Source organism: Algoriphagus ratkowskyi, assembly GCF_002150505.1.
GTDB lineage: Bacteria > Bacteroidota > Bacteroidia > Cytophagales > Cyclobacteriaceae > Algoriphagus > Algoriphagus ratkowskyi.
In genome coordinates, this window is sequence record NZ_MSSV01000026.1 from 45,263 (window position 1) to 60,049 (window position 14,787).

The window sequence follows — 14,787 nt, forward strand, 5'->3', positions numbered from 1 at the left end:
TAAACTTTAAGCATTCCATTTTTCCGATTTTTATATCTTCCATTCTTCGGATCCCAATCACAAAAATGCTTTGTCCTCACTCGCTTCTTCCATCATTTTAGCTGATAATTCTTTGCCCAAATATCTGTCAATAAGATCATGTGCAAGATATAATACGGGAGTAAGCGCAATAGCCACAATCATTTTGTACAGGTAGTTCATAATACCGACTGCTATAATTTGGCTGATACTCCAGTTTCCAAAAACGTAGAAAGCGATCCCCAACACGACGAATGAATCGATAAACTGACTAACCAGCGTAGAACCCGTTGCTCGTAACCATATCTTATTCTCCCCAGTGATAGCTCTCAGCTTTTGGAACACATATACATCAATCAGTTGCCCGATCAAGAATGCTGTAAGTGAACCTATGATAATTCCCAAACCTTGGCGGAAGATGGTATTAAAGGCATAACTGATGTTGAAGCTATCTCCGTTTGGCGTAGTTGCATTTACGTCCAACCAAAAATCCGCCGGAGTGAGCAAAGTCACTACACTGATCACTATAAATGAATAAGCAATAAGTCCAGCGGTGAGAAATGAAATTTTCTTGACCCCCTTTTTACCAAAATACTCATTGATAATATCAGTGGTAATAAATACAACTGGCCAGATGACGGCTCCAGCTGTTAAATTAAAGTCGAGCAAATATTCTTCAAAGAATGTCCAGTTGACAGGAGCGAAGCCTAAAGTCTTCTCTGCTGAAAAAATTTTAACTCCTATAATCTCTGCAAGAATCGCATTGGTCAGAAAAATACTTCCCAATATAATTAACAGATTGGTTTTACGAGTGTTTTGAATCTTGTTCATATGGCATACGTATGACCCTCTTCACTCAATATGCTGTTAGGGAAAACACTTTTAGCCTCTTCAAGTAAAGGCTCTAATTGTACATACCGGGAAGAAAAGTGCCCTAGGAGTAATTTTTTTACCCTGCTGACCTTTGCCACTTCTGCAGCTTGCTTGGCTGTGCTGTGAAAAGTGATTGCAGCGCGTTCCAAATTATCTTCCATGAAAGTAGATTCATGGTAAAGTAAATCTACATTCTTTAGATACTGCTTTAGCTCTGGGTTAAAAATAGTGTCTGAACAATAGGCGTACGTCCGTAAAGCCGGAAGAGGATGCGTGTAATCAGCTACTTTATAATGGTTGCCATTTTTATCCGTAAAATTATTTCCCAATCGAAGCTTCTTTATGGCTTCAAGTGGGATAGGAGCTTGTTGTAATTTTTCCTTGATCATACTACGAAGTCCGTATTTCTCTCGAATCAAAAACCCCGTGGTGGGAAGTCGATGTCTGAGCGGGAAGCTATAGACCTTATAGCGATTGTCTTCCATTAATAGATTCAACCCATCGTCATGTGTTTGAATGAAATTAAGCGGATAACTGAGTTTTGTGTTACTGTATCTAAAATTGGTAGTGATGATTTCATCCAATCCTTGGGGACCAAATAAGGTTAGGGGAGTAGTCCGCTTCCCGAGATTGTAGCTAGAAAGCAAACCGACCAACCCTAAATAATGATCTCCGTGGAGATGAGAGATGAAAATATGATTGATCTTGGAAACTTTGATCTTGAAGGCACGAGCTTGCAGCTGCATTGCTTCCCCACAATCAATCAATAAAAAATCCTGCCCAAATCTTACGACTTGGGCAGTATGATGTCTTCCATGCACAGGGATGGAAGAGGTATTTCCTAATATGGTGACTTCAAAGTCAGGTATCAACCTTCCTCCTCTTCTTCTTCTCCTCCGCTTTCTATGGCATGCATAAAGATAGCCTCACTCGCTTCTTCAAGTGAGCTTACTATTTTTAGTTTTTTGTCAAGCATGGAGATTTTCAACAACTTCATGACGTGGTCCTGCACACCTGAAATGATGAAAACACCACCATTCTTACCAAACTCACGATCTCCAACCAGCAATGCGCTAAGTCCTGAAGAATCTACGTATTTCACTTCGCTCATGTCCAAAACAAGATTTTCGAAGCCTTCAGCATGAATCGTCAACAATTCAGATTTTAAAACTGGAGCCAGTAATGAATCCAATTTCTCTTCCTGTGGTGTGAAGATGACGTACTGTTCTTTCTTATCAATTGAATATTTCATGTGTTTGATTTTTGTTTTTTAAAGGTAATCCCGATAGCTATCGGGAGGTGTATCTCGCCGTGTTATCCTAATAGTTATCTGGACATCCATCATTGAGTCGTTAAAAACATGTCTGACTTCCTGATGCAGACTTGTTTTCATAGTATAAGTCACTTCGTCATTTAGCCTAAATGTGAAAGTATCGCTTTTTCAATTCTAGACTCAATTTCTGTTGTATTTGCTTTTTGGAATTTTTCACCGGTTATTTTTTCGAATAGCTCAATATAGCGATCAGAGATGCTTTCTACAATTTCGTCTGTCATTTCAGGCACAGATTGTCCATCCTTACCCTGAAATCCATTCGAAATCAACCATTGCCTCACAAATTCTTTCGAAAGCTGTTTCTGTGCTATTCCTTTTGCTTGATTCTCTTCATAGCCATTTGCATAGAAATAGCGAGATGAATCTGGCGTATGAATTTCGTCAATCAGAAGAATTTCATCTCCGACTTTACCAAACTCATATTTGGTGTCCACCAAGATCAATCCCATCTCATTGGCCATTTCTTGACCTCTTTGGAAAAGTGCTCTGGTGTATTTTTCAAGTTGTATGTAATCAGTTTCACTGACGATTCCTTGTTTCAGGATCTCTTCTCTGGAGATATCTTCGTCGTGCCCTTGATCTGCTTTGGTAGTAGGAGTGATGATAGGTTGAGGAAATGGATCGTTTTCACGCATATGTTCAGACATTGCTACACCGCAAATGCTACGCTTGCCAGCTAAATACTCTCGTGCGGCATGACCGGCCATGTATCCTCGAATAACCATTTCTACCTTGAAAGGCTCACAACGAATTCCGATAGTCACATTAGGATCAGGAGTAGACGTCACCCAGTTGGGTACGATGTCAGTGGTAGCAGCTAGAAATTTCGCAGCTATCTGATTTAGAACTTGACCTTTGTATGGAATTGGTTTAGGTAGAACCACATCAAAGGCCGAAATTCTGTCGGAAGCGACTACAACCAATTCTTTGTCAAACATATAGACATCACGAACTTTACCCTTGTAAAATCCCTGCTGTCCGGGGAATTGAAAATTGGTCTCTTTAATTGCGTTACTCATCCTTTTTCGTTTGGGCAAAAATAGAAAAGCTTTTTTTATCCTCTCTAGTCGACCACATTATTTATTGATATTGTTTCCCTTTTCGTAAGTCTCTGAATTTACTAGCTTTTCTTTTTCGTCGAAAAATTCTCTTTTCCCGTGAAGTTTACCTTTCTGAAATCTTCTAATTTCCTCCAATGATCCATCTTCCCGATAGAGTCTAACTTCACCTTCAGCAAGGTTATTTAGAAAATTCACAGCAAAATAAATCTGTCCATTTTCAAAGTAATTTATTTCAAGAGTCCTGTTTCCCGACTTATCGAAATTCGTTTTCTGCTTTAACTTACCCGATTCAAAATACTTCTCAGTGGGCTGAATATGAATTCCTTTCTTGAAAATAGCCTTATCACTAATTGTTCCATTCATATGATAAGAGACCAATTCTCCTTCTTCATATCCTTTTTTATAATTACCTCTGCGCTCTGGTTGTCCATTAGGATAGTTGAGCTCGTAAATTCCGCTCAAGACGCCTTTTGAATAGTCAATTTTGGATTGTACTTGGCCATCTTCAAAGTATTGAGTTTCTCTCCCATCAAGCTCGCCATCTTTATAAGTTGCCGACACTAGAATTTGGTCATTCTCTGCGTATTCTATAAAAGCCCCTTCGTATCTACCATCAGAGAAATGGACTTTAGATGCAAGTTTTCCTGATTCATAGAAGCTCTCACTCAGTCCATTCGGTTTATTATTACTGAAAATTGTTTGGTCTTGAATCTGTCCGGACTTATAATAGGTGATTACCACACCGGTAATTTGATTATCCGAATACATAGATATTTGCTTAAGTATTCCACCTGGAAAAAAGCTTTTGGACTCACCAGATCTGATATTCTCCACAAAAGGAGTAATTCTCATTGTATCACCAGTCGTAGGATCCAAATCAGCAAAAACCCCATGTCTAAGGTTATCTTTCAGGAAACCTATTAAAATAAGATTTCCGTCTTCATCATAAAGTTTAACATCACCATTTGCCTTCCCATTTATTCTAATATACTCCTCCTTCAATAGAGACTCTTCCAAATCATAATAGGAGCGAATAGTATCCTGAGCCAAAGAGAAATTGGATAGTAAGCAGCACGCGATAAGAAGGATATTTCTGTTCATTAGGAAAAAAGAAACCGCAAGACGAAAAGCCTTGCGGTATATGAATTAGTTTGAGATTACATCTTCTCGATCACAATAGCCGAAGCGCCACCACCACCATTGCAGATTCCTGCCACACCGATTTTGCCACTTTTCTGATATAACACAGAATTCAATGTGCTGATGATTCTAGCGCCTGAAGCTCCCAATGGATGTCCCAAAGAAACAGCTCCACCGAAGACATTTACTTTGTCATTGTCTAAGCTTAATTCTTTTTGATTAGCTAAGGCAACAGCAGCAAAAGCTTCATTGATTTCATAGAAATCTATGTCTTCAGCCGTAAGTCCTGCATGTTGGATTGCTTTTGGAATAGCTAGGGCAGGAGCAGTAGTGAACCAAAGTGGATCGGTAGCCGCATCGGCAAAGCCTCGGATTTTTGCGAGAGGCTTCAATCCTAGTTCCTCTGCTTTTTCCTTACTCACCAAAACTAAAGCCGAAGCTCCATCATTCATAGTGGAAGCATTAGCCGCTGTGACAGTTCCCTCTTTATCGAATACTGGTCGAAGCGAAGCAATTTTATCAAACATCACATTCTTGTACTCCTCGTCTTCATCGATTACAATTATTTCGCCTTTTCTACCTTTTATCTCTACAGGAACGACTTCATCTTTGAAGTAGCCTTTAGCCCAAGAATCAGCTGATCTCTGGTAGGATTGAATAGCATAAGCATCTTGATCCTCGCGCGAGATATTCATTTCTTTGGCGGTATTATCCGCACAGTTTCCCATCGGGAATTTATAGTACACTTCGTACAGACCGTCTTTTACCAGACCATCCACGAACTCCGCATTTCCATATTTATAGCCAAATCTTGCCTTTGGAACATAGAACGGCACGTTTGACATGCTTTCCATTCCACCAGCCACGACCACGTCGTTGATGCCAAGCATGATAGATTGAGCGCCAAACATTACGGCTTTCATACCGGATGCGCAAACTTTATTAACAGTAGTACAAGGAACATTATAGCCAATTCCAGCTCCTATAGCTGCCTGACGCGCAGGGGCTTGTCCAAGGTTAGCAGAAATTACATTTCCCATAAAAACCTCCTGAACTTCTTCTGACTTGACACCGGCTTTTTCTAAAGCTCCTTTGATTGCTGTGCTACCTAGTTCCACTGCGGTAAGACTCGCTAATTTGCCTCCAAAACTTCCTAGAGGAGTTCTTACAGCAGCTACGATATATACTTCTTTGATCATTATTATTTGGGTTTTAATTTTAAAGACAGAAGACAGAAGACGGGAGACCGAAGTAGCTTCCGTCTTCCGTCTTCCAGCTTCGGTCTTACTATTTTACCAATCAGGAATCCCTCTTTTGGGTCTCTCTGTAGCTTTTTTCTTGTTTTGTTGGATGTAACGGAGCTCAGCAGCGTTCATGCTTTCCAAGATTTGAGCAGCTTGTTCAGGAGTCAAGTTCATAGCCTTCAGCTTTTCCTTAAATTCCTCCATTGCCTTCTGCTTGTCTGCTAGATTGGCATCCATCTGATCATTGGCGTTCTCGCCAGGCTTATCATTGCTTTTATCGGAAGGATCACCGGCTTGAGACTCTTTGTCACTTTGTTCATCGGTTTTATCGCCGTCCTCTTTGGATTCTTGCTGCTCACCATCCTCACCTTGACTTTTCTGATCTTCTTGTTGTTGCTTTTCCTCTTGATTCTGCTGCTCTTGCTTTTGTTGATCCTGTTTGTCTTGCTCCTCTTGATCTTTTTCCAGCTTTTCTTTTAAAGCCTGAAGTTTAGCGTCTGAAGGGTATTTAGTCAGGCCATCGTTGACAGTAGCTAAGGCCTGATCTTTCTCTGTTTTCACATAGGAGCGGGCTGCACGGTTAAAGTATTCACCAGAAGTCTGAGCGATACTGGTGCTTATGCTTAGGGTCAAAACAATTCCCAGAAGTAAGAGAAGTTTATTTTTCATCGATCTCAGTGATTTCTTGAAGACTCGTGATAAAATCTTGATAAGCAGCTACAGTTTCGTCTTGTTGTAGAGCTTCATTCATTAAGTTAAACGCATCTTTAAAGCGGAATTGTTCCACCATTCGATCTGCTTCTGCTTTTTTGCGCTTTGCAAAGTCAGAAGGCTCAGGTTTGTTATCGTCCTGATCCTTGCGCTCTTGGTCACGTTGCAACCATCTTGCCAGCAATTCATAATTGTGTCTAGCGACTTCATTATTCGGATCTCGAATTAAGGCAGATTTAAATTTGCTGAGAGCAGGCTCATATTCTTTCTTATTTCCTAAAAGGACTCCACCTTGATTGAACGCAAAGGATGCTAGTATTTTATCTGATGCAATAGAAGCTTTATCAAAATACCCAGACGCTTCCTCTAACTTTTCAGCATACTGACTGCTCAAGCCTAGGTTATAGTCAAGGGCAGGAGAGGTGACACCAAACTCATCTACGAGAACCAGGTGATTGGTGATGGATTGCTCATATTCAGCTGTGGCATAGCTTTCTGCCGCCAAATCAATGGCAGAATTCAACCTGGAAACTCTTGTCCAAGAAGCAGGAATTAGAAGAAAAAGAGCCAATGTTAACTTAGTCCAGCTCATTTATAGTTTGATAGTTTTGATTGGTAACATCATGTCTAGTAAAGAAAGTATTAGACCAGCCAATAGAAAATAAAAATACTTATTAGCAGAAGCTTCCACAACTCGGGAACCTGTTACTCCGCCTTCCAAGCGTTCCAAAGCTGCAGTTAGGTCTCCAATTTCCTGTACTTCATCAGAGATTTCAAAATACTGTCCTTCTGTTTCAGCAGCTATTTGCTGAAGTGGGGCACGATCCAGCACGGTTTGGGCAGGTTTTCCTGTTTGGGGATCGATTACTAACCCATTTCCTCTCGGAATGCTACTACCCCCAGTAGTTCCAATTCCCAAAGCAAAGACTTTAATCCCTTCGCTATTTAATCTCGATCCAATATCCTCCAGATCATCTCCGAAATTTTCACCATCTGATATCAGGATAATGGACTTAGACTTTACTTCTTGACTTTCATCTCTTAGAAATCTTTCTTCAGCCATTCTTAAGGGTCCGTTTAGATCAGTTCCAAAATTAGGAACCAAACCCGTATTCAAGCCATCGATGTAGAGTTGAAGTACACTTTGATCGAATGTAAGTGGACATTGCATAAACGATTCTGAACTGAAAATAATCAAGCCAATTCTATCGGAAGGAAAGCTTTTAGTTAAGTTTTTCAATTCAAATTTAATGCGCTGAAGTCTGCTTGGGCCTATATCTGTTGCATTCATCGACTGTGATAGATCCACTGCAATGAAAATATCTTTACCTTCTTCTTGGATTTCTTTAAGAGAAGTTCCAATAGAAGGGCCAGCAAATGCGATAAGAAACAAAATAAAATAGAGGGTACGAATAACCACTTTAGAGAATAGCCTGCGCTTCTCTACTACTAGCTTTCGGTTGATTTTCCAATAGCGAAATAGATAAATAAAATACAGCAAGCCGAAAATGCCGGCTAGCAAGAGGATGAGTTTTACATCCGGATATGCCCAAATCATGGCCTGAAATTATAAAATAAAGCTTACTTTAAAAGGATGAATTCAATAAGAGGTGACGGTAATTTCAAATGTTCTTCTTTATTAACAAACATTAATTTTTGTGAATCGTCTAGCTTTAGGATAACAATTCAAATTAATACAGCATGAGGCGAACTGCCAGATTGAGCAAATTTCTATTTATTTGCCTTGGCTTCTTGCCATTTTCTAGCCTTATAGCTCAGGAAACCAGCATGTATACTGCTCAAGTATTTGATGTGACCGACACCTCACCGCTGCCGGGAGCAAGCGTCTATTGGGAGGGGTTTATATCCAGTGCAGTAGTTTCTGATAATGATGGGACTTTTCAGATAAAAATAAATTCTTTACCCGCTCGATTAATAGTATCCTATGTAGGTTTTGAAACCTCCATGCGTTTGGTCACCGAGAAAGATTTAAATAAGTCATCTCGGTTTTTCCTCAAACCTGAAGATATGTCTCTTGATGAGATTATTATCCAAGAGCGAAGACCTGATGAGCAAGTAAGGAATTTGGAAACAAGCAAAGTGACTGTACCAATTGCTACTTTAAAAAATATACCTGCTCTTTTTGGTGAAGTAGATTTACTAAGGAGTTTGCAGTTGCTACCTGGAGTTCAGACAGCAGGAGAGGGGACCACAGGTCTATTCGTGCGAGGTGGCTCAGCTGATCAGAATTTGGTTCAGTTGGATGGAGCTCCTATTTATAATCCTTCTCACTTTTTCGGGTTCTTTTCCGTGTTCAATCCCGATGCTTTGAATCAGGTTGAGTTGTACAAAGGCAATATGCCAGCCTCATTTGGCGGGAGACTTTCTTCATTAATAGATGTGACGCTGAGGGAAGGAAATAAAAATCAGATTCACGGCGAAGGTGGAATTGGGAGTATCTCCTCACGACTCACACTTGATGGGCCACTTTTCTCAGATAAATCAACCTTTATAATTTCGGCTAGAAGGACTTATGCAGATGTATTTCTCAAACTTTCAAACAATAGCGATCTAAATAGTAATAAACTAAATTTCCATGACTTGAGTGGGAAATTGTCTTTTGTCCTCAGCGAAAAAGACAAACTTACTGTGTCCACGTATCAGGGAAGCGATTTCCTTGGCTTAGACGAAGAGTTTGGACTTGGTTGGACCAATTGGATTTCTTCAGCGCAGTGGAGTAGAAATATTTCTGACAAGACATTTTTTGATCTGCAAGGGTATCATTCCAGATATAACTACAAAGTAGAATTTGATGATCCTGATACGGGATTTGAATGGAATAATAAATTATCTGAAACCGGAGCAAAAGCTCAATGGTCTTTTCTTCCAATTGATAGACTTCAAAGTTATTGGGGTATCCAAAGTCAGTTGTATCATTTTGCGCCAATTAAATTGAATCCCGCCGATAATAGTAGTATTGAGCCAATTGTTACTAATCCAAAAAATGGATTGTTGAACAGTGTCTTTGCTGGATTTACTTATGAAATCACACCAAAACTCAGCACAGAAGCTGGTCTTCGCTGGGGATTTTTCAATCAAATCGGAGTGGGTGTCGACTATTTATATGAAGGCAATGATGTTACTCCAGACGTCCCAATCACAGATACCTTGAGTTTCAATGTGCTAGAGAACATCAAGTTTTATCAAGGACTGGAGCCTCGGATCGCCTTTCGCTATTTGATCAACCCACAATTTTCCGTAAAAGCAGCTTACAATAGAAATTTTCAATACGTGCAGATAGCCTCCAATAGTTCGGCTGGATTGCCGATAGATCGCTGGATTCTCGCTGGAACTTATGTTCCTCCCTTGCGATCTGATCAGATTTCCTTAGGTCTATTTCACAATTTCAATGCAAACCGCTGGGAATTTTCTGTTGAAGGATACTATAAGGATTTGAGGAATGTGATCGATTTAAGGAATGGCGCTCAGGTATTATTTACTGACAATGTGGAAACTGAACTGCTTACTGGTGATGGTTGGGCTTATGGTGCGGAGTTCTTGCTGCGTAAAAATATTGGTAAAACGACTGGCTGGCTAGCATATACTTACTCTAGGACATGGAGACAAATTCCTGGGATTTCCTTAGGTCAAAAATATAACCCTCGATTTGACAGACCTCATGATATTACGTTAGTTCTGAATCATGAATTCTCCGCGTCGTGGTCTGCGGGCCTTACTTTTATTTATACTACTGGCCAAGCAGTTTCATTTCCTACTGGCGTATATGAAGTAGATTTTCAATCTGTTCCTCTTTATTCTAATTATAGAAATGAGGATCGTTTTCCAGATTATCATAGAATGGATGCGTCAGTTACGTGGAAGAATGCCGACAAAGGAAGGAAATGGAAAGGGAGTTGGAATTTTTCTTTGTACAATCTTTATGGGCGGAAAAATCCTTTTGCCTATGAATTTGGTGAAATATACAATGATGATTTCCGATATGATAGTGATGTAGATGGTCCTGTAGTATCATCCAAGCAGGGCATTGTAATGACCTATTTATTTACGTTTTTGCCATCAATAACTTATAATTTTCAATTTTAACATGAACAGATTAGGCATAATCCTTCTAGCTCTGCTTAGTTTTTCCTGCCAAGAGGAAGTGAATTTACCTTTGGCAATGATTGACGATGATGTTCCAGTGATAGAGGCCATCTGGACTGATAATGCTTTCTATAACGAGGTTTCTATTTCACTGGCAAGAAATTATTTTGATGCGATAGAAACCAATGTCATCGCGGATGCCAACGTCTATATTACCATTCCAGGTACTACACGTCGAATTCCATTTGAATTCAATAACAATACCCAAAGCTATCTGCCTGTTCGTATTGACGAAGTAGCGAAAGTAGGTGTGACTTATCAGCTAAATGTGTTTTGGGATGACAACGAGTTTGTATCTTCTGGAATACTTTTGGCCCCACCTACAGTGGATAGTGTCACTTATGAATACAAGGAAGAGCGATTGTTTCGTGACGAAGGTTATTATATCAAAGTGTATGGTGAAATCCCCTTTGAAACAGATAATTATTATAGGATCAAAGTAATAGAAAATGATACCCTAAAAAATAATAGGGATGATTATTTGCTATTTGACGATACGTTTGGTTTAAAGTTTTTTTCTGATGGATTGGAGTTAAATTACTCTTTTGAGATAGGGGATAAAGTGAGGTTAGAGCTTTTCAGGATGAATGAAAGTAGTTTTAAATATCTTAGTCAACTAGTCAATCTGCTCTATAATGACGGTGGACTTTTCTCTCCTCCTCCCCAAAACCCTGATTCAAATATCCAGGTTGTAAATGGCAATTCAGCTATTTTGGGATACTTCAATGTCACTTCAGTTTTGGCAAGAACCGTGAAAATTGAAGCAAAACCAGAATAACTCAACGAATATTGGGAAAGATGCCAACAGGCCTATAATCATTGCTTTGTAGATTTGTAGATCGAATTCAAATAGAATATTATTAGTAGACCTAAGCAACTGAGCTACTATATTCCAGTCTGTCTTATTTTTCCTTTTGTCGCTTCTCAGATGGATGTGAATTTTCGTATTTCTACGAACTAATAAAATTACTTTGCCCGCTATATTTTCATTATTGCCTCACTTATTTCCATTCAAATCTTTTATTACGAAATAATCGTAGGATTATTAAAAATTCGTTTTACCTTAGGGATATGAACGAATTAAACAATAACGAAGAAAGGATCATGCGGATTTTTTGGAGACTCGAAAAAGCGCTTGTCCGAGATATACTTGATGAACTTCCAGATCCAAAGCCTCCCTACACCACCTTGGCTTCTTCTATTAAGCTTCTGCAGAAGAAAGGTTATCTGGATTACAAAGCTTATGGCACTACTCATCAGTATTTTCCATTGATTTCACAGGCTGAATACAGCAAAAAGAGCGTGAATCAATTGGTAAAGCATTATTTTGAGGGTTCGGTGGGGAATTTTCTCTCATTCATGGTGAAAGAAAATAAGATTTCGGATAAGGAGATCGAAGATTTACAAAAGATGATTAATGACATGGACAAACCCACAGACTCATGAATGCTATCCTAATTTATCTAGCTGAAGCGAGTATTTGTGTGGCGATCACAGTTCTATTCTATCGGTTTGTATTGAGTGAACTGACTTTTTTCACGCTTAATCGTGTGATTTTGATCGGCATGTTGCTGCTTTCATTTGCCATTCCTATACTTTCTTTCGAATTGGGAGTCACTTCTATGGGAACTGCTGAGATTTTACTGCCTGAGTTTTTGGTAGGAAACGGAGTGGAGCAAACAGCTGCAAGCACTTCATGGCTAGAATTAGTGTTTTACATCTATCTCGCTGGAGTAGTTGTAATGACGGTTCATCTGATTTTAGGCTTTGTTACTTCTCAGCGCCTGCTGGGCAAGTCTAGGTTGATGCGTTATAAAGAGTTTTGGATTGCAGTTCATCCTAAGTTTATACCAGCTTCTTTTTTCAGCTATATTTTGTTACCGGATTTTGATCCGAATAGATCAGAGCAAAAACAGATCGTGCTCCATGAATCCGTTCATGTTCGCATGAAGCACAGCTGGGATTTGCTTTTTGTACAGTTTGCCAAAATCATTTTTTGGTTCAATCCACTCATTTATCAATTTGAAAAATCACTAAGAGAAGTGCACGAATACCAGGCTGATCAGGGAGTGACTAATTCTTACTCAAAGAAAGAGTATTCCGGGCTTTTGCTACAGATGATCACAGGTGGACAAGGCTGGCACTTTATGAACAACTTCAACCAATTTCAAACCAAAAAACGAATTATTATGATGAGCAAACCACAATCACACAAAAAGGAAATGCGCAGATTTCTGCTTGCAATTCCAGTAATGGCGGCACTGTTTTTCGTGTTTTCCTGCGAAATAACTCCAGAAGAAGACATTGACGCCCCGACCATGATGGGCGAATCTAAAACTCCTCAGATAGGCCCTGCAGATATGACTGCTCGGAAAATGGCTATGGATGGAGATGTTATATTCGATGTAGTAGAAAAGCAACCAGAACCTCAGGGAGGTATGTCAGCTTGGAATCAATATTTAAGTGAAAATTTGGAGTATCCAGCAGAAGCTAAACGATTAGGAATTGAAGGTTCTGTAATCGCTGTATTTGTAGTAAATACAGATGGTAGTCTTTCTGACATAGATATTTTACGTGGAATAGGCGGCGGCGCTGATGAGGAAGTAATTCGTATCATTGAAAACGCACCAAATTGGATACCTGGCGAGCAACGTGAGAGAGTAGTAAATACTAGAATGAGGATTCCTGTAAGATTTGCGTTGAAATAAAGGCAGTTATAATTTTGTAATGCGCCTATCAAAAAGGACATATATCTAAACCAAAAACAATGAAACTATCACAACATATTTTTTCACTAAAAACAACCCGACTAGCTCTGATTGCACTACTTTTCTTCGCAGCACTTCCTAGCCAAGAGACTTTTGCTCAGACAGCTAAAGACTCAGTCTATATGACTGTAGATGAAATGCCAATACCTCCTGGCGGTACGGATGGCTGGAATGCGTACCTCGGAAAAAACATGAATTATCCTATAGCCGCAAGAGACGCGAAGGTAGAAGGAATGGTTGTTGTCACCTTTGTAGTTTTAAAAAATGGTGAAATATCCAACGTAGAAATTCTCCGAGGAATAGGCAAAGGATGTGATGAGGAAGTAATGCGTTTGGTGAAGGAGTCGCCTAATTGGACGCCAGGCAAAAAAGATGGGGAAATAGTAATAACACGGATGAGGCTACCCGTGAATTTCAAATTATAACAGTTAAGTTTTAATTGATCGAAAAACACCTTGAGCTTCTTTGGGTGTTTTTTGTTTTAAAACTAGCCGCTGAGCACACAACCGTTTTCGCGGAGGGCACTGCTGGTTACCTATCATTTGATTTTAATGGACATGATTGTTATTCTGATATAGTCAAATTTATGTGCTGTTTTAAAGGAATAAAAAGATGAATTGATCGCCTTACATCTGTATAATAACAACACCATTGTTATTTAGTGGCTTTTTTTAAGTGGAATTTGTATTAGTTTGGCCACAAATAAGCTGAGTTAATACAGACAATCATTTCCTACATGAATTTCTCCCAATCTAATTTCCGATTTTCTTTTACATTTGTTCTGTACCTGCTTTTTCTATCTCTTGGGTCTTGTTACAGCGGAATAGAAGGGAAATTAATTGGCACCTGGCAAGGATCTGATTTTCTATTTGTAAAAATTAAAGGTCCTAACTTGGTAGCCACTGTGAATGGAGGTTTAGATCAGCATCTGAATAGCAAGATGATTCTCAAGGAAGACGGATCCTATGAGATGTTAATAGCAACTTACGATAATGGCAAAGGAACTTGGGAGGTAGATGTTGATCAACTAATCCTTAGTGATGAAAGTGGAAATGAGTTGATTTATAAGTTGTTGAAAGTAACTGACAAGGAATTGGTTACTAGCCATGAAGTCAGTATAGATACCCCAAGTGGAGAAATGTCCGGAAAAATCACTTTGTCATATATTCGATGACCAGTATTTTATTAAGTGCGAAGAACGCGTGAGGGGGAATGACTATAGATTTTGTCATTTTCATGATTTTTTTTGCCAAGGGCAAAACCCATAACAGCCCCGAATACAGCGAAGCGAAATTCGGGGTTTGGCAAATGATATTGAATTTAGAATGCCAACGGCATGATCAGTAGTTTTTTTTTAACCACTAAGAACGACAAGGAAGCACAAAGAGCACCCATACCGATCGTGCCGTCGGCACTACAATACTTTCTCTGCATATCATTTAACCTGAATTGCATTCTGGACTTTTACAGGCTTT

At 39.4% G+C, this 14,787-nt stretch carries 15 protein-coding genes; 6 read left to right on the forward strand and 9 right to left on the reverse strand.

The window, feature by feature from the left end; all coding sequences use genetic code 11:
- Window positions 1-57 precede the first annotated feature (57 nt).
- The 9 genes from BVH02_RS19360 to BVH02_RS19400 all read right to left on the reverse strand — a co-directional run bounded on the left by BVH02_RS19360 (window position 58) and on the right by BVH02_RS19400 (window position 7,938).
- Window positions 58-849 (reverse strand): queuosine precursor transporter, encoded by a 792-nt coding sequence (locus BVH02_RS19360; RefSeq protein WP_086503122.1) that lies wholly within the window; start codon window positions 847-849, stop codon window positions 58-60.
- Window positions 846-1,763, reverse strand: coding sequence for a ribonuclease Z (locus BVH02_RS19365; RefSeq protein WP_086503123.1), 918 nt, complete (start codon window positions 1,761-1,763; stop codon window positions 846-848). The genes BVH02_RS19360 and BVH02_RS19365 overlap by 4 nt, the downstream gene beginning before the upstream one ends.
- A complete protein-coding gene (locus tag BVH02_RS19370) occupies window positions 1,760-2,143 on the reverse strand; it encodes an STAS domain-containing protein (RefSeq protein WP_086503124.1) in 384 nt (127 codons plus the stop codon). Before BVH02_RS19370 ends, BVH02_RS19365 begins: the two co-directional genes overlap by 4 nt.
- Before the next feature lie 161 nt (window positions 2,144-2,304).
- On the reverse strand, window positions 2,305-3,243 hold the full coding sequence (locus BVH02_RS19375; protein WP_086503125.1) for a phosphoribosylaminoimidazolesuccinocarboxamide synthase: 939 nt from the start codon (window positions 3,241-3,243) through the stop codon (window positions 2,305-2,307).
- A 57-nt stretch (window positions 3,244-3,300) separates the two neighbouring features.
- A complete protein-coding gene (locus tag BVH02_RS19380) occupies window positions 3,301-4,386 on the reverse strand; it encodes a toxin-antitoxin system YwqK family antitoxin (protein ID WP_086503126.1) in 1,086 nt (361 codons plus the stop codon).
- Between the two features lie 56 nt (window positions 4,387-4,442).
- Window positions 4,443-5,621 (reverse strand): acetyl-CoA C-acyltransferase, encoded by a 1,179-nt coding sequence (locus BVH02_RS19385; protein ID WP_086503138.1) that lies wholly within the window; start codon window positions 5,619-5,621, stop codon window positions 4,443-4,445.
- Between the two features lie 96 nt (window positions 5,622-5,717).
- Entirely contained in the window at window positions 5,718-6,338 is a 621-nt protein-coding gene (locus tag BVH02_RS21475; protein ID WP_086503127.1) for a hypothetical protein, read from the reverse strand.
- Window positions 6,328-6,972, reverse strand: a complete 645-nt coding sequence (locus tag BVH02_RS19395; RefSeq protein ID WP_086503128.1) for a hypothetical protein — start codon at window positions 6,970-6,972, stop codon at window positions 6,328-6,330. The genes BVH02_RS21475 and BVH02_RS19395 overlap by 11 nt, the downstream gene beginning before the upstream one ends.
- The gene (locus BVH02_RS19400) at window positions 6,973-7,938 is read right to left on the reverse strand and encodes a vWA domain-containing protein (protein ID WP_086503129.1); all 966 of its coding nucleotides are present in this window, start codon (window positions 7,936-7,938) and stop codon (window positions 6,973-6,975) included. It abuts the gene before it with no gap.
- A gap of 143 nt (window positions 7,939-8,081) precedes the next feature.
- On the opposite strand from BVH02_RS19400, the gene BVH02_RS19405 reads away from it, so the two are divergent.
- The 6 genes from BVH02_RS19405 (at window position 8,082) to BVH02_RS19430 (ending at window position 14,486) form a co-directional block, all read left to right on the forward strand.
- The gene (locus BVH02_RS19405; protein ID WP_191278285.1) at window positions 8,082-10,484 is read left to right on the forward strand and encodes a TonB-dependent receptor; all 2,403 of its coding nucleotides are present in this window, start codon (window positions 8,082-8,084) and stop codon (window positions 10,482-10,484) included.
- A gap of 1 nt (window position 10,485) precedes the next feature.
- Entirely contained in the window at window positions 10,486-11,322 is an 837-nt protein-coding gene (locus BVH02_RS19410; protein ID WP_086503130.1) for a DUF4249 family protein, read from the forward strand.
- 293 nt (window positions 11,323-11,615) lie between these two features.
- Window positions 11,616-11,990 (forward strand): BlaI/MecI/CopY family transcriptional regulator, encoded by a 375-nt coding sequence (locus tag BVH02_RS19415; protein ID WP_086503131.1) that lies wholly within the window; start codon window positions 11,616-11,618, stop codon window positions 11,988-11,990.
- A complete protein-coding gene (locus BVH02_RS21825; RefSeq protein ID WP_086503132.1) occupies window positions 11,987-13,252 on the forward strand; it encodes a M56 family metallopeptidase in 1,266 nt (421 codons plus the stop codon). Before BVH02_RS19415 ends, BVH02_RS21825 begins: the two co-directional genes overlap by 4 nt.
- 59 nt (window positions 13,253-13,311) lie before the next feature.
- A complete protein-coding gene (locus BVH02_RS19425) occupies window positions 13,312-13,737 on the forward strand; it encodes an energy transducer TonB (RefSeq protein ID WP_086503133.1) in 426 nt (141 codons plus the stop codon).
- A gap of 311 nt (window positions 13,738-14,048) precedes the next feature.
- Window positions 14,049-14,486: a hypothetical protein gene (locus BVH02_RS19430; protein WP_086503134.1), complete on the forward strand. Its 438-nt coding sequence runs from the start codon at window positions 14,049-14,051 to the stop codon at window positions 14,484-14,486.
- Window positions 14,487-14,787: the final 301 nt, after the last annotated feature.